The following is a 21,321-nucleotide window of genomic DNA, read 5'->3' as shown; positions in this document are numbered from 1 at the left end:
CGCAAGCCCTCCGGTTCCTGGATTGGAAGGAATCGAAATCCGGGGCCGATCTAGGACGGAAATCTCCGCGCCGGCCCATTGGTGGGCCCGAGACGATGCCGTCGACGGATCTCAGCGCTTGAAAAGCGGATGCTCGACCCTGTCGCCGGCCTTGATCCCAAGCCGTGCGGACGTCCCTGCATTCAATTCGAGAACGGAAAGTACAGGCTCGCCCGATGATATGGTGCGGGTCGACAATGGCTCGGTATTGGCCGCGATCCGCGCGATGGTGCCGTCCTGGCGGATGAAGAGCATGTCCAGGGGAAGGTATGTGTTCTGCATCCACATCGAAACCGGCGCGACCTTGGCGAAGTCGAACAGCATGCCGTGATCCGGCGCCATGGTGCGCCGGAACATCAGGCCTTGAGCGCGGTCGGCATCGTTGCGGGCGACCTCGACTTGGAAGGAATGACGCTGGCCGCCCGTGGCCACTATCGTCAGCGGCTCGAAAACCTGGGCGTGGGCGGCAGCCGCGAAGGCCAGCAATAAGCAGAAAGCCGCAAATGGGCGGGCCAGAGCGCGAAACACGGAACGATCCTCGCGCGAGCGTCAGTGGGATTGGGGCAGTGTCATATCGGCCAGACGGACTTCCGCCGCCATCAGGCCCTTCGACCCATCTCCGAACCTCACCAGAACCCGCTCGCCCGGTTTCAGTTCGGCAATGCCGTAACGGCGCAGAGTTTCCATGTGAACGAAAATGTCCGGGCTGCCCTCACCTTGCGTAAGGAAGCCGAACCCGCGCAGGCGGTTGAACCATTTGACGATGGCCGGCTCCAGGCTGCTCGTCGGCGTGACCTGCACATGAGTGCGAGGCATGGGCAACTCGGAGGGATGGAGCGCCGTCGACTGGTCGAGGGAGAGGATGCGGAAGGCCTGCCATCCTCGCGGACGCTGGACCGCCTCGACGACGATGCGCGCGCCCTCGTTCGCGGCCTGGTATCCGTCCCGGCGCAGGCAGGTCACATGGAGCAGCACATCGGGCTTGCCGTCGTCCGGAACGATGAATCCGAAGCCTTTGGCCACGTCGAACCATTTGATCCGGCCGCTGATCTGGACGAGATCGAGGGGCTTCTCGCCGGACGTGTCCTGTCCCGCATCAGTCCTGGGGGATTCGAAGGAAGAGTCGTGCCCTGCCATGCCGAACGAACTGGCGCTGAAATCTTTGGACATGAGAAACCCGCACTCGAATCAAACTGCCATCTCTTAATGAGAAGATAACACCGTCCTGAATCCGGGGAAGCCCGAAACGCGATTTTGATGATGCCGAAGCGTCACCGGCTTTCAATTATATTGCCATTTCAATGAGATAGCGTCGAGGATCGAACCGATCTCTCCGCGGATGACCAAATCGGCTTCCGCATCGAGCTTGGTGGGTTCGCGGTTGACGATGACGAGACTCGCGCCGTTTCTTTTAGCCAGCGACGGAAGAGCGGCGGCGGGGTACACCACTAGAGAGGATCCCAAAACCAGAAACAGGTCGCATGACAGGGTCAGGTCTTGTGCCCTTCTCATGGCGTCGGAGGGCATAGCCTGCCCGAACGATACCGTCGCCGATTTGAGGATCCCGCCACAATGACGGCAAGGCGGCGGACTGCCCTCCGTCTCGAACAGGGATCGGATCCCATCCAGCTCATGACGCGTCCCGCAGGACAGGCAGGTCGCGTAGGTCCCGTTCCCGTGCAGCTCGATCACCTCCTCGGGCGAGAGGCCCGATTGCTGGTGCAGGCCGTCGATGTTCTGCGTGATGACGGCCGGCATGCGGCCCGACGATACCATCGTTGCCAGGAAGCGGTGTCCTACGCCAGGACGCGCGCCGCGGTAGAGGTCGTCCATGGCGAACTTGCGGCGCCAGGCCTCTCGGCGCACCTCGGCGCTGGCCAGGAACGCTTCGTAGGGGATCGGCTTGTTTTGCATCCAGGGCGACCCAGGAGTTCGGAAGTCCGGGACACCGCTCTCCGTGGAGATCCCAGCCCCGGTGAACCCGACGGCGACGCGGCTCTCGCTCAAGAGGCGTGCCAGCGCGGCCAGTAAAGAATCAAGGCTTTCCGTCATCGGGGTGATATAGGGCTCCCCTGCCCTATGTCAGGCGAGAACCGGACCGAAGCCTTTGACCAGCACCGCGACCAACCGAGCGATCCCCTCCCGGAGATGGGATGGCATCGACATTGCCCGCGGCATCGCGATCTGCGCCATGGTGGTCTACCACTTCGGGTGGGACTTGAGCTACCTGAGGCTGATTCCCGTGGATCTGATCCAGGACCCAGCCTGGCGCTGGTTCGCGCGCACCATCGCCGGATCGTTTCTGATCCTGGTCGGTGTCGGGTTAACAATGGCCCATGCCAATGGATTTCGTGGCTGGGCCTTCCTGAAGCGCCTCGCCAAGATCGCCGGGGCGGCCGCCCTCGTGACGATTGCAACCTATCTCGCGTTTCCCGAGAGCTACATCTTCTTTGGAATTCTGCATTGCATCGCGCTGTCGAGCGTCCTGGCCCTCCCGTTTCTGCGCCTTCCCGCCTGGATCGCGGCCGTGTCAGCCCTGCTCTGCCTCAGCCTTCCATGGATCGCTACGGCTCCCCTCTGGGACCGGCCGTGGCTCGACTGGTTGGGCCTGGGAGCCAGCGAGCCCGTCACCAACGACTATGTGCCGGTCTTCCCGTGGTTCGGCCTCGTGCTCATCGGCATCGTGATCGGGAGAGCTCTGCTTCTCCCGCGCAATGCGGCTCCGACGGCTCCCGTGGGCGCCAAGGGACCGGGGACGCGAGCGCTCGTGTGGGCAGGACGCAAAAGCCTGCCGATCTACCTGATCCACCAGCTCGTGCTCTTCGGCGCTCTCTACGGGGTTTTGCAACTCGTCGGTCCGAACCGGACGGCCGAAGCCCAGCCCTTCATCCAGCAATGCGAGGCGAACTGCCTGACCAGCAACAGCAATGTGCGGGTCTGCCGATCCGTCTGCTCTTGCGTGGTGGACCGCCTCCGGGAGGACGACACATGGCGGAAGGTCATGGCCGGTACGGTCGGCCCCGACGACCAGACACGAATCTCCCGCACCGCCCAGCAATGCTTGAGAAGCGTTCCGCCGGCATGACGTTACGTTAATTGCGCTCCGAGCGAGCCTCCGCCAGCAGGCACAGAAGCTCGAAGGCGATCGAGGCTCCCACGAGCGCGGTTCCTCCCGTCGGATCGAGCGGCGGCGACACTTCCACCATGTCGGCGCCCACGAGGTCGAGATGGCGAAAGCCACGAACGAGCTGCAGCGCCTCGCGGCTGGTGAAGCCTCCGATCTCCGGCGTGCCGGTTCCAGGCGCGAAGGCCGGGTCGATGGAGTCGATATCGAAGGTGAAGTAGGTGCGGCCCTGTCCCACGACGCGGCGAGCCTCCGCGATCGCATAGGGAATGCCCTTCTCAGCAACCTCCTCCATGTCGATGATCCGGATGCCTTGGTCGAGCGCCCAGTCGCGCTCGTCAGTGGAGTACATGGTCCCGCGGATCCCGATCTGGACCATACGCTTCGGGTCCAGCACGCCATCTTCGATGGCCCGGCGGAAGGGAGTCCCGTGCGTGAGCTTCTGACCCCCGAAATAGGTGTCTCCGGTATCGCTGTGCGCGTCCACATGGATCAGTCCGACGGGCTCACGAGCGCCGAGCGCCCGCAGGATCGGGTAGGACACGATGTGGTCGCCTCCAACGGACAAGGGCGTAATGCCGGCCGCATGCAGATGGGCGATCTGTGCCTCGATCCGGCCGAGGGTGTCCGACACGTCGATGGGGTTCACGGGCACGTCGCCCACATCCGCGCAGGCGCACAGGTCGTAAGGCGCAACAAGCGTTCCGTAGTTCACGAGCCGCATCAGGGACGACGCCTCGCGAACCTGACGCGGACCCAGCCGCGTGCCTGGCCGATTGGTGGTGGCGCCATCGAACGGGATCCCGAGGAGCGCGATGTCGATCTCCCCGGGCGCACTTTCCGGCAAGATGTGCGGCAACCGCATGAACGTCGAGATTCCGGCGAAACGCGGCACGACCATGCCGGACAAGGGCTGATAGGCGGCAAGACGCTTGTCCCGTTCGACGCGGCTCGGCTTGATATTGAGGCTTCCTGACATGCTTGGGGACCTTTGCGTCATGCTTGGGCGTGCGAAGCTTGGGCGGGCGAAACCTGGGCGTGCGAGGCATGAGGGTCCGGGAGCTGGGCGAACACCTTTTCGATCCGCTCCATCGCCCAGTCGATCTCATCCCGCGTGATCGTCAGGGGCGGTGCGAAACGCAAAACCGTCCCGTGCGTGTCCTTGGACAGGACGCCCTCCCTCAGCAGGTTGTCGCAAAGAGAACGCGCCGAGGCCGCGGATGGATCGATTTCGACGCCGACCCAGAGGCCCCGACCTCGCACGTCCACGACCACGTTGCTGCGCATGGCGCGAAGACGCTCCAAGAGATAGGCGCCCAGTTCGGCGCTGCGCTGGACCAGCCCTTCGTCCTCGATCACCGCCAGGGCTTCGAGCCCGATCCGGGCCGCGAGGGGGTTTCCCCCGAAGGTCGAGCCATGGGATCCGGGACCGAAAACCTCCATCAGGTCGCGCGTCCCAACGAGAGCGGAGACGGGATAGACGCCTCCGCCCAAGGCTTTCCCCAATATCAGCCCGTCCGGCCGGATCTCCTCGTGCTGATGGGCGAACCAGCGACCCGTGCGCCCAAGCCCCGATTGCACCTCATCGAGGAGCAGGAGCAGGTTGCGCTTGTCGCACAGGGTCCGCAGGTCCTTCAGGTAGCCCTCCGGAGGAAGGACGATGCCTGCCTCTCCCTGGATGGGCTCCACCAGGACCGCGCAGGTGCGATCCGTGACGGCCCGAGTCATCGCCTCGGCATCCCCGAACGGAACCCGCTTGAAGCCGCCCGGGAACGGGCCGAAGCCTTCGCGATAGGAGGCATCCGAGGAAAAGCCCACGATGGCTGTCGTGCGACCGTGGAAATTATTCTCGGCCACGAGGATCTCGGCCTGATCCACGGCGATGCCCTTCCTCCGGTAGCCCCAGCGTCGGGCTGCCTTGATGGCGGTCTCGACCGCCTCCGCGCCGGTGTTCATCGGCAACGCGACGTCGAGGCCCGTCAGGGCAACCAACTTCGCCAGGAAGGGCCCGAGAACGTCCGTGTGGTAGGCGCGGCTCGTCACGGCGAGCCTGGCGGCCTGCTCCGACATGGCTTTCAGGATTCGGGGATGACCGTGGCCGAGGCTCACCGCTGAGTAAGCGCTCATCATGTCGAGGTAGCGCTTGCCATCGACGTCGGTCGCCCAGACGCCCCTGGCCTCCGTCAGAACCACGGGAAGGGGGTCGTAATTGGCGGCGGTGACGGCCTGCTCGTGGGCGATGATGTTCAAGCTGTCGTTCATGGGTCCCTCTTTTCCCCGAGTCTAGGAAATCCCAGGGACCGAAACCGTCGAACAGGCCATGATCGGAAGCCGATCCTGTCGCCAAGGCGAAGCTTGGCGTCAGTCCTCGTCGTCTGGGACCGGATACCCCGCGAACGGCTTGAGGGTTTTGAGGACGAATGTCGTGTGGATGCGGCTGATCCCAAAGGCCGGGTCGGCCAGGAAGGCCTCCGTCAGAGCCTCGTAATTGGCCAGCGATGGGGCGACGACGCGGGCCGCGTAGTCGTGCGCGCCGTTGACCACTTGGAGCTCGACCACGGACGGGTGCGCAATCAAGGCCCGCTCGAGGCGCTGCCGGGTAGAAGCCGAGGGGTCGCGCATTGCGATTTCGGCCAGTGCGATGATGTCATGGCCGACGGAGGCCGGATCGAGAAGCACCGAATAGCCCCGAATGACGCCCTTCTGTTCCAGGCGGCGCACGCGCTCGAGCGAAGGTCTCGCCGACAGGCCGATGCGCTCCGAAAGGGCCTGATAGGTGATGCGGGCGTTCTCCTGCATGGTTCGGAGGATGGAGAGATCGATGCGGTCGAGCCTCAAGCCCCGCCTGTCGCCCCCCGATCTCGTACGCTGTGTCATGAACGCCCTGCCGCCGTGCATCTCAGTTGCGCTCAGATCTAGCCCCAACGACCGTTGCGGTCGAGCTTGGCGGCCATGGCCTTTCGGTTGAAAACGCGCTTGTCTTGGCCAATTAAGGCATTGATCACGGCGCACCCCGGCGCCTCGCGTCCTACAGGAAAGGTCACCTTGTGCTTCAGGACTTTCTCGCAAGTCTTCCTCTGGTCGCAATTCTTCGGGGTTTGAGGCCGGACGAAGCCGAGGCCGTTGGGTCGGCTCTGGTCGAAGCGGGCTTTCGAATCATCGAAGTTCCGCTCAACTCGCCCGAGCCCTTCCGAAGCATCGAGACCCTGAGCCGGACCCTGCCGAAGGATGTGCTGGTCGGAGCCGGCACCGTGCTCAGCCCGGCGGACGTCGACGGGGTCCGGGACGTCGGAGGCCGGCTCGTCGTCATGCCCCACGGCGATACCGAGGTGATCCGCCGGGCCAAGGAGCTCCGCATGGTGTGCACGCCCGGCGTTGCGACGCCCACGGAGGCGTTCGCGGCCCTCAAGGCCGGAGCCGATGCCATCAAGATCTTCCCCGCCGAGGCGGTGCCGCCCGCCGTGGTCAAAGCCTGGCGGGCCGTCCTCCCGAAAGGCACGATCGTGCTGCCGGTTGGCGGCATCAAGCCGGAGACCATGAAGTCCTACGTGGATGCCGGCGCCGACGGCTTCGGTCTCGGATCCGCCTTGTTCGCGCCGGGCATGGCCGTTGCGGACATCTCCCGCAACGCCCGTGCGTTCTCCGAGGCTTGGCAGGCCCTCAAGGCGGGCTAGCGGGCAGCACGGATGGGAGGTCGCTCACGGTCGACCTCCTCTTCGAAGCCGAGTTCCTCGAGAACCAGGAACAGGGGTCGATCCTTGGCTTCGCTGTAGATTCGCCCGACATATTCTCCGATGACGCCGAGGAATATGGACTGCACGCCGGCCACGAGGAGGATCGTGATGAAGAGAATAGCCCAGCCCGGCACCCAATTGTCGGTCATCAGGCGCACGACGAGCGCATAAATCATGCCCAGGACGGACAGGACCGAGAAGGCGACGCCCGTCATGGTGACGAGCCTCAGGGGCACGACCGAGAACGACACGATGCCGTCCAAGGCCAGGAGCATCATCTTGCGGAGCGGATATTTCGAGCGTCCGGCGAAGCGCTCCTGGCGCTCATACGGCAGGGCGGTTTGGCGATATCCGACCCAACTCGTCATGGCCCGGAGCATGCGGTGCTTTTCACGCATGCGTCCCAGGGCCTCGACGACTGAACGATCCATCAGGCGGAAGTCACCCGTATCGACCGGGATCGGCACCTCGGACAGCGTGTTGATGAACCGGTAGAAAGCGTGAGCGGTCCAAAGCTTGAACCGGGTTTCGCCGGCCCGGGACTCCCGCTGGCCGTAGACCACCTGGAAACCCTCCCGCCACTTGGCGACCATTCCTGGAATGACCTCCGGTGGGTCTTGGAGATCCGCATCGATGAGGATGACGGCCCGTCCCTGCGCGTAGTCAAGCCCGGCCGTGACGGCGATCTGATGCCCGAAATTGCGCGACAGGCGCAGCACGCGCACATGCTGGTCCTTGCGCTGCAGGTCGCCCAGAAGGGATGCGGTCCGGTCGCGGCTGCCGTCATCGATGTAGATGATCTCGTAGGTCAGCCCCATCCCCTGCAAGACGGCGCTGAGCCGCGCGTGAGTGTGGCCGATGGCCTCTTCCTCGTTGAAGCAGGGGACGATGACCGAGAGTTCTGGCTGTTGCGTCATGACCGGCACGCCCTATCCTGCCCGCACACGGGACCGCAAGCGTTATATTGTATAACAGCGTGGACAGACAGTTCGGATCACTCGGGAGCTTGTACGGGCCACTTGAAGTGGCGCGCCCTACGGGACTCGAACCCGTGTTTTTGCCGTGAAAGGGCAACGTCCTAGACCGCTAGACGAAGGGCGCATCGGCGAAATCACCGAGACAGGCGGGTGTATAATGGGGTTCTGTCAGCGCGGCAAGCACCCTATTGAAGAAATCAGGCTGAGGGACGCAAGCGCGGTCCCATCAGGGGTTCGCAACGTCCTGAACGCGCAGCTCGACCTTTTCGCCGCCACCCCAGCGATCGATCGAAAGCGTCCCAGCCACATGAACCACAAGGCCGATCCCGTTGGTCAGAGCTTGGCCGATCGGCTGATGAGCGGCCCGGAAGGCGATCCCGCCGATGAACGAGCCGTCGCCGCCGCGGAGCTTCACGCGCACATGCCCTCCGCTTCCAACCTCCCGAGCCTCGACGATTCGATGCTGGGGGAAGGCGAAGACAGGCTCCGGCTGGCCCGCGCCGAAGGGCCCTGCCCGCTCCAGGGCCGAGACGATTCCAGGCTGGGCCGCTCCGGCCGTCAACGTCGCGTCGATGGCGTAATGATCCGCCGCGTGGGCCTCCGCATAGGCTTCGGTGACCTGGGCTGCCATGTATTCGAGAAAAGCCGGGAAATCGTGCTGGCGGATCGTCACCCCGGCCGCCATCGCGTGGCCGCCCCCCTTGATGGCCAGACCCGCATCGACCGCGCCCCTCACCGCGCGGCCGAGATCCACCCCCTGGATCGAGCGTCCTGATCCCGTTGCGGTCCCATCAGGATTGAACGTGAACGCGAAGGCGGGCCGTCGCAGGCGTTCCTTGAGGCGGGACGCGATGAGGCCCACAACGCCCGGATGCCATTGGGCCGAGGCGGTCCCGATGACCGGCCGATCCGGTGCGGCTTCCAGCGACAACAGCGCCTGGGCCTCCGCCTCCGCAATGGCGAGCTGCTCGATTGTCTGGCGCTCCCGGTTGAGGCGGTCGAGTTCACCTGCGAGGCGGGCCGCCTGGGACGTATCCTGCGTGAGCAGAAGCTTGGACCCTAGGGCGGCGTCTCCAATCCGGCCGCCTGCGTTGATGCGGGGCCCGACCAGGAATCCCAGATGCCAGCTCTCCGGGGCCCCCGAAAGGCCAGCCGCATCGAACAGGGCCGCGAGCCCGGCGCGCCGGCGGTTGCGCATGACCACCAGTCCCTGGCGGACGAAAGCCCGGTTGAGGCCGACGAGGGGCACGACGTCGGCCACGGTCGCCAGGGCCACCAGATCCAGGCTCGACAGGAGATCGGGCTCCGTTGTTCCGGCAAAGAAGCCTTTGGCCCGAAGGGCGCGATTGAGAGCGATCATTGTCAGGAAAACGACCCCTGCGGCGCAGAGATAGCCGAGGCCCGACAGGTCGTCCTGCCGGTTCGGGTTCACCAGAGCCTGTGTCTCGGGGAGCTGTTGGGGTGCCTGGTGGTGGTCGAGGACCACGCAGTCCAGTCCGATCCGCTTGGCTTCAGCCAGGGGCTCGAGGCTGGCGGTTCCGCAATCCACCGTGACGAGGAGGTCCGCCCCCTGTTCCCTCAGGCCTCGGATCGCCTCGCTGTTGGGGCCATACCCCTCGGTGATGCGGTCAGGGATGTGGATCAGATAGGGCACGCCGCAGGATGCCAGGTACTCGGCGAGCAGGGAGGCGCTGCAGGCCCCGTCCACGTCGTAGTCGCCGAAGATCGCGACCGTCTGCCGCCGTTCGACGGCCAGGGCGAGCCGTTCGACCGCGGCCTCCATGTCGGTGAGAACATGCGGATCCGGCAGCAGGTCGCGCAAGCGCGGGTTGAGGAATCCGTCCGTGTCGGCGACCGATACGCCACGACCGGCCAGCACCCTCGCCAGGATCTCCGGCACGCCATGCGTCTGAGCGATGGCCATGGCGATCGCGCCTTGAGCCGGGGCGCAGCGCTCGACCCAGGTTCGGCCGAGAGCGGAGCGCTCGACGCCGAGGAAGGGTCTGACGGACGGGATGGGGGAACTCGCTGATTCGGTCACGGGCCGATGGTAGCGGGGAATATGGTCAAAACAGCTTCCTTATCGGAGAGGCTTCGCGCCTCTCCGATGATCGCAGGGCGTAGGGCGCTGGCCTAGTCGAGATGGAACTTGGACAGCTCCCGGTGCTCGCCGTAGATGCGACGGACCGTGCCGGTGGCGGACCGATAGACGACGGTGTCGGTCTCGATCACGTCCTTGCCGAACTTGACGCCCTTGGTCAGGGCGCTGTCGGTCACGCCCGTGGCGGCCACGACGACGTCGCCGCTCGCGAGATCCTTCATGTCGTATTTCCGGTTCGGATCCTTGACGCCCATCTGGAGGGCGCGGCTGCGCTTCTCCTCGGTGTCCAGGATGAGCCGGCCCTGCATCTGGCCTCCGATGCAGCGGAGCGCTCCGGCTGCCAGCACGCCCTCGGGAGCGGCGCCGATGCCGAGATAGATGTCGATTCCGGTCGAGGCCGGGTTCGTCGTGAAGATCACCCCTGCCACGTCTCCGTCCGAGATCAGGCGTACGCCTGCCCCGGTCTTGCGGATGGCCGCGATGAGATCCGTGTGGCGCGGGCGGTCCAGAACGAGGGCGGTCAGTTCGGTCACCTTCACGCCCTTCGCCTTGGCGAGATTGTGAAGGTTTTCCTCTGGCGAGGCATCGAGGTCGACCACGCCCTGCGGATATCCCGGCCCGATGGCGATCTTCTGCATGTAGACGTCGGGCGCGGCCAGGAGCGTGCCGGACTCCGCCATGGCCATGACGGCGATGGATCCCGGCATGTCCTTGGCGCAGAGCGTGGTGCCCTCCAGGGGATCGACGGCGATATCCACCTTCACGCCATTCCGGTTGCCGACCCGCTCGCCGATGAACAGCATCGGGGCTTCGTCACGCTCGCCCTCGCCGATCACCACCGTACCGTCGATGGGCAGCTTGTTGAGCTCCCGGCGCATGGCGTCCACGGCGGCCTGGTCGGCGGCCTTCTCGTTGCCACGGCCGCGCAGCCGGGCGGAGGCCACCGCGGCGCGCTCTGTCACGCGAACGAGTTCGAGGGTCAGGATGCGTTCGATGACCTGACCCGGTTGGACTGTGATCGCCTGTGACATGGATGCTATGGCTCCCTTGGAGGATATTGACGGAAGGACCTGTCGGCCGCTCTCTTATTCCCGCTCGATGCGGATGACCTGGGGCGGCTCGGCAATAAGACCATCCCCGGAGATTTTGTCGACTGCGGATCGGATCGCCGACTCGGTGGCCGCGTAGGTGATCAGGACGAGGGAGACGGGCGCCCCGGACCTCCCATGCGGATCGCGGTTTGCGGCAGCCTCCGAGCGCTTTTGAAGGATGCTTTCAAGGGAGATGTCGGCTTCCGCCATGCGTGTGGCGACGCCGGCCGCGATCCCGGGCCTGTCGTGCACGGTCAGACGGATGTAGTAGCCGCCCTCGTGGCGCTGAACGGGCGTTCTGGGGGCCTTGAAGAGTTCCAGCGCCGGATAACCGAACGGGGTGCCGGAGCGTCCGGAGGCCACATCCGCGATGTCGCCGATGACGGCGGACGCCGTGGCGTCACCACCCGCCCCTGGGCCGATGAGCGTCAGTTCCTTTACGGCATCGGCGTCGATGGTCACCGCGTTGGTCACGCCCATCACCTGCGCGATGGGTGACGACTTGGGCACCATGGTCGGATGAACCCGCTGCTCGATCCCGACGGAGGTGCGCTCGGCGACGCCGAGGAGCTTGATCCGGAATCCGAGCTCATCCGCCATCTTGAGATCTAGGGGAGTGATCGAGGAGATGCCCTCGACATAGACGGCGTCGGCGTCGATCTCGGTCCGGAAGGCAAGGCTCGTCAGCAGCGCGAGTTTGTGCGCCGTGTCGAAGCCCTCGACGTCGAAGGTCGGGTCGGCCTCCGCGTAGCCCAGGCGCTGCGCGTCCGCGAGACACTCGGCGAAGGTCAGGCCTTCCAGTTCCATCCGGGACAGGATGTAGTTGCACGTGCCGTTCAGGATACCGTAAAGGCGGGAAATCGTGTTGCCGGGCAAGGCCTCGCGTAACACCTTGACGACGGGGATGCCTCCGGCGGCCGAGGCTTCGAAGGCGAGGGCGACGCCTTTTTCCTCGGCCAGTTGCGTCAAGGCATGGCCATGCTTGGCGAGAAGTGCCTTGTTGGCCGTTACCACGTGCTTTCCGGCAGAAAGCGCGGCCTTGACCGCCTCGTGGGCCTTTCCATCCGCCCCGCCGATCAGTTCGACGAAGCAGTCGATCTCGTCCGAGGACGCCAGCGCGACGGGGTCCGCGAACCACGTGCTGCCCGTGAGGTCGACGCCCCGGTCCTTCGTGCCATCCCGAGCCGAGACACCCGTCACGACGATGGCGCGGCCGCACCGGCGGGCCAAGCCCTCGCCCTGGCGGGCCAGAATGCCGACCACCGAAGCGCCGACGGTGCCGAGGCCGGCAATGCCGACGCGGAGAGGAGAAGTCACGGACAAAGGCCTCCGTTGAAAGTCGCGTCGCTCTTTACGACTGCCACGGTTGCATGTCCATGAGAGACCGGCCGTTTTCCAGGCCTGATGCACCTGGGATCAGACGGCCCGGCTCATCGGAACCACGTTGTGCAGGGTCTGGTCCGCATTGTCGAAGAACTTGCGGACGTTGCGCGCCGCCTGCCGAATCCGCTGCTCGTTCTCCACCAGGGCGATGCGAACGTAGTCATCGCCGTGTTCCCCGAAGCCGATGCCGGGCGCAACGGCCACATCGGCCTTCTCGACCAGCAGCTTGGAGAATTCCAGGCTGCCGAGGGAGCGGAACTTCTCCGGGATCTGGACCCAGGCGAACATGGAGGCCGTGGGAGCCGGGATCGCCCATCCGGCCTTGCCGAAGGATTCGATCAGGACGTCGCGACGGCGCTTGTAGGTGGCCCGCATCTCGCGGATGCAATCCTCCGGACCATTCAACGCCGCCGTCGCGGCGACCTGGACCGGCGTGAAGGCCCCATAATCGAGATAGGACTTGACCCTGGACAGGGCGGCCAGGAGCCGCTCGTTGCCCACCGCGAAGCCGATGCGCCAGCCGGCCATGGAGAAGGTCTTGGACATGGAGGTGAATTCCACCGCCACATCCATGGCGCCCGGGACCTGGAGCAGGGAGGGAGGCGGGTTGGACTCGTCGAAATAGACCTCCGAATAGGCCAGATCCGACAGGATGAATATGTCGTGCTTCTTCGCGAAGGCCACGAGGTCCCGGTAGAAATCCAGGGAGGCCACATAGGCGGTCGGATTCGAGGGGTAACAGACCACCATGGCGATCGGCTTGGGGATCGAATGCGCCACGGCGCGCTCCGCCGCCGGGAAGAAGGCCGGAGTCGGCTCCGCCGGGACGGACCGGATAACGCCGCCCGCCATCAGGAACCCGAAGGCATGGATCGGGTAGCTCGGATTCGGCACCAGAACCACGTCGCCGGGCGCCGTGATCGCCTGGGCCATGTTGGCGAAGCCTTCCTTGGAGCCCAGCGTCGCGACGACCTGGGTGTCGGGGTTCAGCTTCACGCCGAACCGGCGCGCGTAATAGCCCGCCTGGGCGCGGCGGAGGCCGCCGATGCCCTTGGAGGCGGAATATCGATCCGTTCGGGGCTTGCCCACGGTTTCGACCAGCTTGTCGATCACATGCTGGGGGGCCTGCATGTCCGGGTTGCCCATCCCAAGATCGATGATGTCCGCGCCGCCAGCTCGCGCCGCCGCCTTGATCCGGTTGACCTGTTCGAAAACATAGGGCGGAAGGCGTTGGATGCGGTAGAAATCGGACATAGCGGGGTTCCTGGGGGCTTCGTGCCGGCTTGGGCTCAGTTGGGGGATGACGTCTTCTTGGCGGCGTTAGAGTTTCTTTTGTTGGCGGGAGTAAGGACAGGGTCTGGCGCCGGTGTCCCGCCCGCCTCGGCCGCGGTGGCCCCTGCCGCAGCGTTCCGCTCGCGAAGGGCATCCATCTCGGCCTCCACGGCCTTGACCTGATCGGCCGTCTTGGCCGGCGTCTCCCGACCCGGTCCTGGCGCCGTGATGGGAATGTAGTCGAGGTTCTGTGGACGGGAAGCCGAGACGAAATCCGGCGAGGCCGCGGTTGTGGGCCCAAACCCGGTCGAGCGGACCAGATTGCCCGCGGTGTTGCCCGAGCAGGCCGCAAGTCCGACGACGCACAGGCCTGCCGCGCCCTTCACGACAACCTGATAAACCAACGTCCCTATGGAACTCATTTTAAAATCCGGAAATGATGACAAGTGTCTGGTGTTTTCATGTGGTCGATCCGTAGAATGTCGAAAACACGGCTCATGGGCAACGTCAACGGCCTTTGAAGGGAGACCGTCCTATGGCTAAGCCGCACGAAGAGGAAACGCAAACGCCCGCCGTGCCGGACTTCGAGGCCCTGTCTCGAAACATGGCCCTGTTCATCGAGGGTGCCGGCAGGGCGACAGCGGCCTACTTGAAGCCGCTCGGCAACGGCGGCCCCAAGAGCGACTTCAGCACCGAGGTGGCGGAGGTCGTGAAAACCCTGGGCTTCGTGGCCGAGGCCTGGATGGTCGACCCTCAGAAGACCATCGAGGCTCAGTCGAAGCTGGGTTCTCAATTCCTCGATCTCTGGACCTCGACCCTTCGCCGCGCGCAGGGTGAACCGACCGGGCCCGTGGCCGAACCGGAGCCGAAGGACAATCGATTCAAGGACACCGAGTGGTCCGAGAACCCGTTCTTCGACTTTCTCAAGCAGGCTTACCTGATCACGTCCCGCTGGGCCGAGGACATCGTCGACGAAGCGGAAGGGGTAGACGATCACACTCGCCAGAAGGCGAGGTTCTATCTCAAGCAGATCTCGGGCGCCCTCTCGCCCTCGAATTTCGTGCCGACCAATCCGGAGCTCCTGCGGGAGACGTTCAAGGAGAGCGGCGCGAATCTCGTGCGCGGCATGGCGATGTTGGCGGAAGACATCGAAGCCGGGCAAGGCTCGTTGAAGATCCGACAGTCGGACGCGACCCGGTTCCGGATCGGCGAGAACATCGCCACCACGCCCGGCAAAGTGGTCTTCCGGAACGACCTGATGGAATTGATCCAGTTCGCGCCCACGACGGAGAAAGTGTACAAGCGCCCTCTTCTCATCGTGCCGCCTTGGATCAACAAGTACTACATTCTCGACCTGAATCCGGAGAAGAGTTTCATCCGCTGGGCCGTGTCGCAGGGATTGACGGTTTTCTGCATTTCCTGGGTCAACCCCGACGCGCGTCACGCCGACAAGAGCTTCGAGCACTATATGCGCGAGGGCATCTTCGCGGCACTCGACGCCATCGAGGCGGCGACCGGCGAGAAGAAGGCGACGGCCATCGGCTATTGCGTCGGCGGCACGCTCCTGGCCGTGACCCTCGCCTACATGGCCGCCAAGCGCGACAAGCGGATCGACAGCGCCACGTTCTTCACGGCGCAGGTCGATTTCACGGATGCGGGCGACCTCAAGGTATTCGTCGACGAGGAACAGGTCTCCGCTCTGGAAAACTCCATGAAGAAGCGGGGTTTTCTCGAAGGCGCCCACATGGCCAACGCCTTCAACATGCTGCGCCCGAACGACCTGATCTGGCCGTATGTCGTCAACGTCTACCTGAAGGGAAACTCGCCCTTCCCCTTCGATCTCCTGTACTGGAATTCCGATTCCACCCGCATGCCTGCGGCCAACCACGCGTTCTATCTGCGCAATTGTTATCTCACAAACAAACTGGCCAAGGGCGAGATGGATGTGGGCGGCGTGAGGCTCGATCTCAAGAAAGTAAAGGTTCCGGTCTTCAACCTCGCGACTCGGGAAGACCACATCGCCCCAGCCCGATCCGTCTTCCGGGGGTCGAAGCTGTTCGGCGGCCCCGTCGAGTTCGTGCTCGCCGGGTCTGGTCATATCGCGGGCGTCGTCAACCCCGTAGGCAAGGCGAAATACCAATTCTGGACCGGCGACGCGGTCGGATCCTATGGGCGGGTCGAGGACTGGATCGCGGAGGCGGCCGAAACCCCAGGGACGTGGTGGCCCTACTGGATGTCATGGATCGAGAAGCAGGCACCCAAGAAGGTGGCGGCGCGGGAGCCGGGCGCCGGTGCACTTCCCCCCCTCGCGGATGCTCCGGGCACGTATGTGCTTGAGCCGTCGTGATCCCAAGACAACGACCCAAGAAAAAGGCCGGCTCGAAGCCGGCCTTTCTTTTGGAGTGATCCGTTCGTCTCAGTACTTGCGGACGATCGGGGCTGGGATCGGCTGGGCGGGATTGTCCCAGCGGTACTTGATCGAGGCCGACACGATGTCGACGCTCGAGTCCACGTCGCCGGCGAAGACCACGCCCCGCGTCGGGAAGATGGAGTTGCCCGGCGCGATGTTGATGTCCGTATTGCCCACCGAGAAGAGGTGGCTATACGCGATGTCGAAGGAGAGGTTGTCGCTCCAGTTATAGGTTGCACCAAGCGACACCCAGACCCGGTCCGAATCCGGCAGGCGCGGATTGCGGTTATCGACATCGATGGGGGAAATTTCATAGGCCACGCCGGCCCGCACCGCCCAGGACGGGTTGATGCGGTACTCGCCACCGACCGAGAAGAACCAGCCGTCCTTGTAGTCCAGCGGCAGGTAGGGGGCTTGGGCGAGCAGACCGCCGGTCAGGTCGTTATAGACGCGCGGGAAGCCGAGGCGGCTCCAGTTGGTCCACTCCGCCGTGGCGCTCAACGTCAGCGCATCGGTAACCTGTTGGCTCAAACCGACGGACACCGACTCGGGCAGAACCACCTTCGCGGTGATCGGCACGCCGAAGTACTGGAACTTTCCGTCGAGCTCCTGCTCGACAGACGAGCGGTAACCGATACCGATGGAGGTTCCGGCGAACGGCGTCAGCGTCGCGCCGACCGAGTAGCCGAAGCCGAAATCGTCACCTTCGAGACCCGCGCTGGCGGCAAGCGGCGACGGTGCCGTCGGGGTCGGGCCGATCGCCGAGAAGTAGCGGACCTTGAAATACTGCACGCGAGCGCCGGCACCGACGGAGAGCCAGTCGTTCACCTTGTAGCCGACGGTCGGCATGGCCTCGTAGGAGATGACCGAAGTCGTGCGGGCATAGAGCTGACCAGCCCAGATCGGGTTCGGCTTCGTCGCGAGGCCGTAGGGTGCACCCGTGTAGAGACCAACCCACAGGCTGTCATTGATCTGATAGCTGCTGTAGGAGGCGGGCAGAACAGCGTCGAGGCCGATGTCGCCCGACTTTCCGAGGCCTGCCAGGCCGCCCGGAACCGTATAGGTGGGTGTGATGTCCGAACGCGGCACGATGGCGGAGGCATGCCATTCGCTCTGGAAACCAGGGTTCATCGTGATGGTCGCCGGGTTCCAGTACAGCGACGAGACTCCGGCCTCGCCGGCCGCAACGCCCGCGAAAGCCTGGCCCAGGCCCGTGGCGCTCTGCTCACGCAGACCGAAAGCTCCGGCCTGCGCGGCTCCCTGTGCTGAGACCAATGCGGCGAGAGACACCGCCGCGAGGCTCAAAGTACGAAAATGACAACTCATAGAAATTTCCCGCCCTGAAGAATGGACCGTCTTGATTCTTGCGGAAGATCCGCCGTGGGGACAGATTGCCTATGCTTGGATTTAGCCGCAATTGGTTAAGTTCTGCTTCACCATGAAGCCACGGCCTGCCGAGCTTGCGTCTTCCCCTGCGTTATTATTCAGTCCATCTCCAGGTTGTTCAGTAGAACAATGAATTCGAACTGTCGTTCACATATAAACTACCGTATTGCGCAGCCAACTTGGAATAAAGGCTAACCCGCCCCACAGCCTTGTGTACTGCGCGAGTTTTGGGCGCTCGTGACAAAAGCGCAACATTCCGGTGGCCGAATTGTGGACTAGTCTCGATGCAAATTCTTAGCCTCATGCAACAGGAGAGAACGCCGTGAAATTAGTGCGCTATGGAGAGCCGGGGCAGGAGAAGCCAGGTCTGGTCGACGCGAATGGCGAGATCCGAGACTTGTCCGGCATGGTCTCCGACATCGCGGGCGATATCCTTTCGCGTGATGGCCTGGCCAAGCTGGCCGCGCTCGATCCTACCGCCCTGCCCGCCGCGCCGGCCGGTCAGCGCCTCGGGCCCTGCGTCGCTCGCGTCGGCAATTTCATCGCCATCGGCTTGAACTACGCCGACCATGCGGCCGAGACCGGTGCGGCGATCCCCGCCGAACCCATCGTGTTCAACAAGGCTCCCTCCTGCATCGTCGGCCCGAACGACACCATCGTCATTCCGCGCGGGTCGAAGAAAACCGATTGGGAGGTCGAGCTCGCCATCGTGATCGGCGAACGGGCGTCCTATGTGGGCGCGAACGAAGCCTTGGACTTCGTGGCGGGCTACTGCGTGTGTAACGACGTGTCCGAGCGCGAGTTTCAGATCGAGCGCGGCGGTACGTGGACGAAGGGCAAAGGTTGCCCGACCTTCGGGCCCATCGGCCCCTGGCTGGTGACGAAGGACGAGGTTCCCGATCCGGGTCAACTTGCCATGTGGCTCGAGGTGAATGGCGAGCGGGTTCAGAACGGCTCGACCGAGACCATGATCTTCGACATCGCCAAGATCGTCTCCTACGTGTCGCACTTCATGATCCTGGAGCCGGGCGACGTCATCACGACTGGTACGCCACCCGGCGTCGGCATGGGCATGAAGCCGCCGCGCTACCTCAAGTCGGGGGACGTCGTCACGCTCGGGATTGAAGGGCTCGGCGAACAGCGGCAGAACGTGGTGGCCTACGAGGACCAGCCGATCGATACGAGCCACAAGCGGCGCGCCTGACGCCTGCCGTCCACGGCCTGCCAGCCAGGACTGGAGAGCCGCCCCCAACCAGGGGGCGGCACCCTGTTCTAGTCCAGGCCGAGCATCAACCGCGCGTTCTGAACCGCAGCGCCGGACGCACCCTTGCCGAGGTTGTCGAGGCGCGCCACCAGCACGGCATGTCCGTATCTGCCGTTCTCGAACACGCGCAACTCGAGCTTGTCCGTGTCATTGAGTGCCTCCGGCTCGATGCGCTCAATCCGCTTGTCGTCCCGAGCCGTCGAGATCACGCTCACGAGACCGCTCAAGCCGTAATGGTTGCGCAGGGCGGCTTCCAGGTCCGTCGCGGTCGGCTTGCCCGGGAGGAGATCGAGGTGGAGCGGCACGCTCACCAACATCCCCTGCCGGAAATTGCCCACGGACGGGATGAAGATGGGGCGCCGCGTCAAGCCGGTATATTTCTGCAATTCGGGCACGTGCTTGTGCTCGAACCCGAGGCCGTACAGCTCGAAGGCGGGTGCGGTCCCGGCCTCATAGGCCTCGATCATCGAGCGGCCTCCACCACTGTACCCGCTGACAGCATTGACGCTGATCGGATAATCGACGGGGATCAGCCCGGCATCGATCAGCGGACGGATCAGCGCGATAGCGCCCGTCGGATAGCAGCCGGGATTGGCGACGCGATCAGACGCCTGGATCGCCTGCCGTTGCCCGGCATCCAGTTCCGCGAAACCGTAGGTCCAGCCGGGACTGACCCTGTGGGCGGTGCTGGCATCCAAAATGCGCGGCTTGCGGCCGTTCAGGCTCTCGACCAAGCTGACGGTCTCCCGCGCGGCATCGTCATGCAGGCAGAGGATCACGAGGTCGACGTCGGCGAGGATGTCCCGCTTAGCCTCGGGGTCCTTGCGGCGGGCCGGATCGATGCTTCGGATGGCGACATCGCTCGTGTTCAAGAGGCGGTCGCGGATGCCGAGTCCCGTCGTTCCGGCTTCACCATCAATGAAGACCGTCCGGGTCGCCTGCACCTGCGGTTGGTTCTTGTCGAGCGAGATCGTCATGATCGTCTGCCTTCGTCCTGACGCCGTGACCGCCACGGCGCCCATTTCAGGAGCCGTATTTAAGAATGAACCGCCGGAAAGGAAAGGCTTTCTTGTGGGAACCGGCGATACGGCGGGACGTCACTTCAAAGGATCGTGGCCCCAGTTCATGAGGGAGTAGCGCCAGCGGCTGTTCTCGATGTCGCCCGAGGGCTTCTGGGCCATGTGGCGGCGCACGTAGCCCACCACCTTGCGCATGTGCGCGACGTCCTTGTCGGTCAGGTCCGCCTTCTTCTTGCGCTTGATCTCCACGATCATACGCCCGGAATGGTGACCGACGGATTCCCCTTCGCCGTCATGGGTCCAGCCCACGGACCGGCTTTCCTCACTCTCGAGCCACTTCTCCAGCTCCGCCGGCTGCATGTTCACGGCTTCCTTGAAGTCCTTCTCGACCTCGTCACGGTCCACGTCGCTCATCGTTCGTCTCCAGGTGTTCGTGGCCTCAACGACGGATGGGCGGGAAGGATCCCAAACGCAAAAGGGCGGCCACAGGGCCGCCCTTCCGGGAAATGCAGGTTCGCTTAGCGCTTCGAGAACTGGAAGCTGCGGCGGGCCTTCTTCTTACCGTACTTCTTACGCTCGACGACGCGGGCGTCGCGGGTCAGGAAGCCTTCCTTCTTGAGCGGGCCGCGAAGCTCGGGCTCATAGTAGGTCAGGGCCTTCGACAGGCCGTGGCGCACGGCGCCGGCCTGGCCGGACAAGCCGCCGCCGTTGACGTTGACGACGATGTCGTACTGGCCGTCGCGGTTCACGATCTGGAGCGGCTGCTTCAGGATCATGCGGAGCACGGGACGCGCGAAATAGACCTCGACCTCACGGCCGTTGATCACGATCTTGCCTGAGCCGGGCTTGATCCACACGCGGGCAACCGCGTCCTTGCGCTTGCCAGTGGCATAGGCACGGCCCTGGGCATCGAGCTTCTGGACGTGCTTCGGAGCTTCCGGAGCAGCGGCCTGGGCGTTCTGGCCGAGATCGGCGAGAGACTGAAGAGTTGCCATGGTTAGCCCCTCACGTTCTTGGAATTGAGGGCGCCAACGTCCAGAGCCTCGGGCTGCTGAGCCGTATGCGGATGCTCCGTGCCCTTGTAGACGCGGAGGTTGCCCATGATCTGGCGGAAGAGCGGTCCGCGGGGAAGCATGCGCTCCACGGCCTTCTCCACGACACGCTCCGGGAAACGGCCGTCGAGGATGAACTTGGCGGTCCGCTCCTTGATGCCACCCGGATAGCCGGTGTGATGGTAATAAACCTTCTGGTCGCGCTTGCGGCCGGTGAACACCACCTTATCGGCGTTGATGACGATAACATTGTCGCCGCAATCGACGTGGGGCGTGTAGCTCGGCTTGTGCTTGCCGCGCAGGCGCATCGCCACGACCGAAGCGAGGCGGCCCACAACGAGGCCGTTCGCGTCGATCACAACCCACTTCTTCTCGACCTCGGCGGGCTTCAGCGAAGTAGTCTTCATCGCATGGTTCCCGTTGTAGAGCCTCGCGGCTCAGGTTTTCGAAAAACGACAACCGCCACGGA

General features: G+C 64.3%; 21 protein-coding genes and 1 tRNA gene. 4 read left to right on the top strand and 18 right to left on the bottom strand.

Annotated features, from left to right (window positions below):
- Nucleotides 1-111 precede the first annotated feature (111 nt).
- The 3 genes from ILT42_RS16695 to ILT42_RS16685 form a co-directional block, all read right to left on the bottom strand.
- Entirely contained in the window at nt 112-525 is a 414-nt protein-coding gene (locus ILT42_RS16695) for a DUF192 domain-containing protein (protein ID WP_229428737.1), read from the bottom strand.
- A 63-nt stretch (nt 526-588) separates the two neighbouring features.
- Nucleotides 589-1,209: a cold-shock protein gene (locus ILT42_RS16690; RefSeq protein ID WP_407664591.1), complete on the bottom strand. Its 621-nt coding sequence runs from the start codon at nt 1,207-1,209 to the stop codon at nt 589-591.
- Nucleotides 1,210-1,320: 111 nt separating this feature from the next.
- Nucleotides 1,321-2,091 (bottom strand): SIR2 family NAD-dependent protein deacylase, encoded by a 771-nt coding sequence (locus tag ILT42_RS16685; RefSeq protein WP_204216835.1) that lies wholly within the window; start codon nt 2,089-2,091, stop codon nt 1,321-1,323.
- Between the two features lie 55 nt (nt 2,092-2,146).
- On the opposite strand from ILT42_RS16685, the gene ILT42_RS16680 reads away from it, so the two are divergent.
- Entirely contained in the window at nt 2,147-3,124 is a 978-nt protein-coding gene (locus tag ILT42_RS16680) for a DUF1624 domain-containing protein (protein WP_204216834.1), read from the top strand.
- 7 nt (nt 3,125-3,131) lie between these two features.
- Here the strand turns inward: ILT42_RS16680 and speB are convergent, their stop codons facing one another.
- From speB to ILT42_RS16665, 3 genes are all read right to left on the bottom strand, one after another.
- Complete coding sequence (gene speB / locus ILT42_RS16675) at nt 3,132-4,142, bottom strand: agmatinase (protein ID WP_204216833.1); 1,011 nt, start codon at nt 4,140-4,142, stop codon at nt 3,132-3,134.
- Between the two features lie 17 nt (nt 4,143-4,159).
- Nucleotides 4,160-5,425 (bottom strand): ornithine--oxo-acid transaminase, encoded by a 1,266-nt coding sequence (gene rocD, locus ILT42_RS16670; RefSeq protein WP_204216832.1) that lies wholly within the window; start codon nt 5,423-5,425, stop codon nt 4,160-4,162.
- A gap of 99 nt (nt 5,426-5,524) precedes the next feature.
- Nucleotides 5,525-6,040, bottom strand: coding sequence for an Lrp/AsnC family transcriptional regulator (locus ILT42_RS16665; RefSeq protein WP_204216831.1), 516 nt, complete (start codon nt 6,038-6,040; stop codon nt 5,525-5,527).
- 170 nt (nt 6,041-6,210) lie between these two features.
- On the opposite strand from ILT42_RS16665, the gene ILT42_RS16660 reads away from it, so the two are divergent.
- Complete coding sequence (locus tag ILT42_RS16660) at nt 6,211-6,837, top strand: 2-dehydro-3-deoxy-6-phosphogalactonate aldolase (RefSeq protein WP_204216830.1); 627 nt, start codon at nt 6,211-6,213, stop codon at nt 6,835-6,837.
- Here the strand turns inward: ILT42_RS16660 and ILT42_RS16655 are convergent.
- From ILT42_RS16655 to ILT42_RS16625, 7 genes are all read right to left on the bottom strand, one after another.
- Nucleotides 6,834-7,814 carry a glycosyltransferase family 2 protein gene (locus ILT42_RS16655; protein ID WP_204216829.1) on the bottom strand — a complete coding sequence of 327 codons (981 nt, stop codon included), beginning with the start codon at nt 7,812-7,814 and terminating at the stop codon, nt 6,834-6,836. The genes ILT42_RS16660 and ILT42_RS16655 overlap by 4 nt on opposite strands.
- A 108-nt stretch (nt 7,815-7,922) precedes the next feature.
- Nucleotides 7,923-7,998: transfer RNA gene (locus ILT42_RS16650), tRNA-Glu, on the bottom strand.
- Between the two features lie 102 nt (nt 7,999-8,100).
- Entirely contained in the window at nt 8,101-9,798 is a 1,698-nt protein-coding gene (gene recJ, locus ILT42_RS16645) for a single-stranded-DNA-specific exonuclease RecJ (RefSeq protein WP_229428734.1), read from the bottom strand.
- A gap of 209 nt (nt 9,799-10,007) precedes the next feature.
- A complete protein-coding gene (gene glpX, locus ILT42_RS16640; protein WP_229428719.1) occupies nt 10,008-11,006 on the bottom strand; it encodes a class II fructose-bisphosphatase in 999 nt (332 codons plus the stop codon).
- A 54-nt stretch (nt 11,007-11,060) separates the two neighbouring features.
- Nucleotides 11,061-12,383: a homoserine dehydrogenase gene (locus ILT42_RS16635; RefSeq protein ID WP_204216827.1), complete on the bottom strand. Its 1,323-nt coding sequence runs from the start codon at nt 12,381-12,383 to the stop codon at nt 11,061-11,063.
- Nucleotides 12,384-12,482: 99 nt separating this feature from the next.
- Entirely contained in the window at nt 12,483-13,703 is a 1,221-nt protein-coding gene (locus ILT42_RS16630; protein ID WP_204216826.1) for an LL-diaminopimelate aminotransferase, read from the bottom strand.
- 35 nt (nt 13,704-13,738) lie between these two features.
- Nucleotides 13,739-14,143, bottom strand: a complete 405-nt coding sequence (locus tag ILT42_RS16625) for a hypothetical protein (protein WP_204216825.1) — start codon at nt 14,141-14,143, stop codon at nt 13,739-13,741.
- Nucleotides 14,144-14,256: 113 nt separating this feature from the next.
- Between ILT42_RS16625 and phaC the strand changes: the two genes are divergently transcribed.
- Nucleotides 14,257-16,068 (top strand): class I poly(R)-hydroxyalkanoic acid synthase, encoded by a 1,812-nt coding sequence (gene phaC, locus ILT42_RS16620; protein ID WP_204216824.1) that lies wholly within the window; start codon nt 14,257-14,259, stop codon nt 16,066-16,068.
- Between the two features lie 69 nt (nt 16,069-16,137).
- On the opposite strand, the gene ILT42_RS16615 is transcribed toward phaC, so the two are convergent.
- The gene (locus tag ILT42_RS16615) at nt 16,138-17,457 is read right to left on the bottom strand and encodes an OmpP1/FadL family transporter (RefSeq protein WP_204216823.1); all 1,320 of its coding nucleotides are present in this window, start codon (nt 17,455-17,457) and stop codon (nt 16,138-16,140) included.
- 382 nt (nt 17,458-17,839) lie between these two features.
- Here ILT42_RS16615 and ILT42_RS16610 point away from each other — a divergent pair, with 382 nt between their 5' ends.
- Nucleotides 17,840-18,721, top strand: coding sequence for a fumarylacetoacetate hydrolase family protein (locus ILT42_RS16610; protein WP_204216822.1), 882 nt, complete (start codon nt 17,840-17,842; stop codon nt 18,719-18,721).
- A gap of 68 nt (nt 18,722-18,789) precedes the next feature.
- On the opposite strand, the gene argC is transcribed toward ILT42_RS16610, so the two are convergent.
- The 4 genes from argC to rplM form a co-directional block, all read right to left on the bottom strand.
- Nucleotides 18,790-19,758: an N-acetyl-gamma-glutamyl-phosphate reductase gene (argC, locus tag ILT42_RS16605; protein WP_204216821.1), complete on the bottom strand. Its 969-nt coding sequence runs from the start codon at nt 19,756-19,758 to the stop codon at nt 18,790-18,792.
- A 120-nt stretch (nt 19,759-19,878) separates the two neighbouring features.
- Nucleotides 19,879-20,214, bottom strand: coding sequence for a DUF3140 domain-containing protein (locus ILT42_RS16600; RefSeq protein WP_204216820.1), 336 nt, complete (start codon nt 20,212-20,214; stop codon nt 19,879-19,881).
- 104 nt (nt 20,215-20,318) lie between these two features.
- Nucleotides 20,319-20,795 (bottom strand): 30S ribosomal protein S9, encoded by a 477-nt coding sequence (rpsI, locus tag ILT42_RS16595; RefSeq protein ID WP_204216819.1) that lies wholly within the window; start codon nt 20,793-20,795, stop codon nt 20,319-20,321.
- Between the two features lie 2 nt (nt 20,796-20,797).
- Entirely contained in the window at nt 20,798-21,259 is a 462-nt protein-coding gene (gene rplM, locus ILT42_RS16590; RefSeq protein WP_204216818.1) for a 50S ribosomal protein L13, read from the bottom strand.
- Nucleotides 21,260-21,321: the final 62 nt, after the last annotated feature.

Source organism: Microvirga pudoricolor, assembly GCF_016892705.1.
Classification (GTDB): domain Bacteria; phylum Pseudomonadota; class Alphaproteobacteria; order Rhizobiales; family Beijerinckiaceae; genus Microvirga; species Microvirga pudoricolor.
This window is presented reverse-complemented; position numbering and strand designations above follow the sequence as displayed.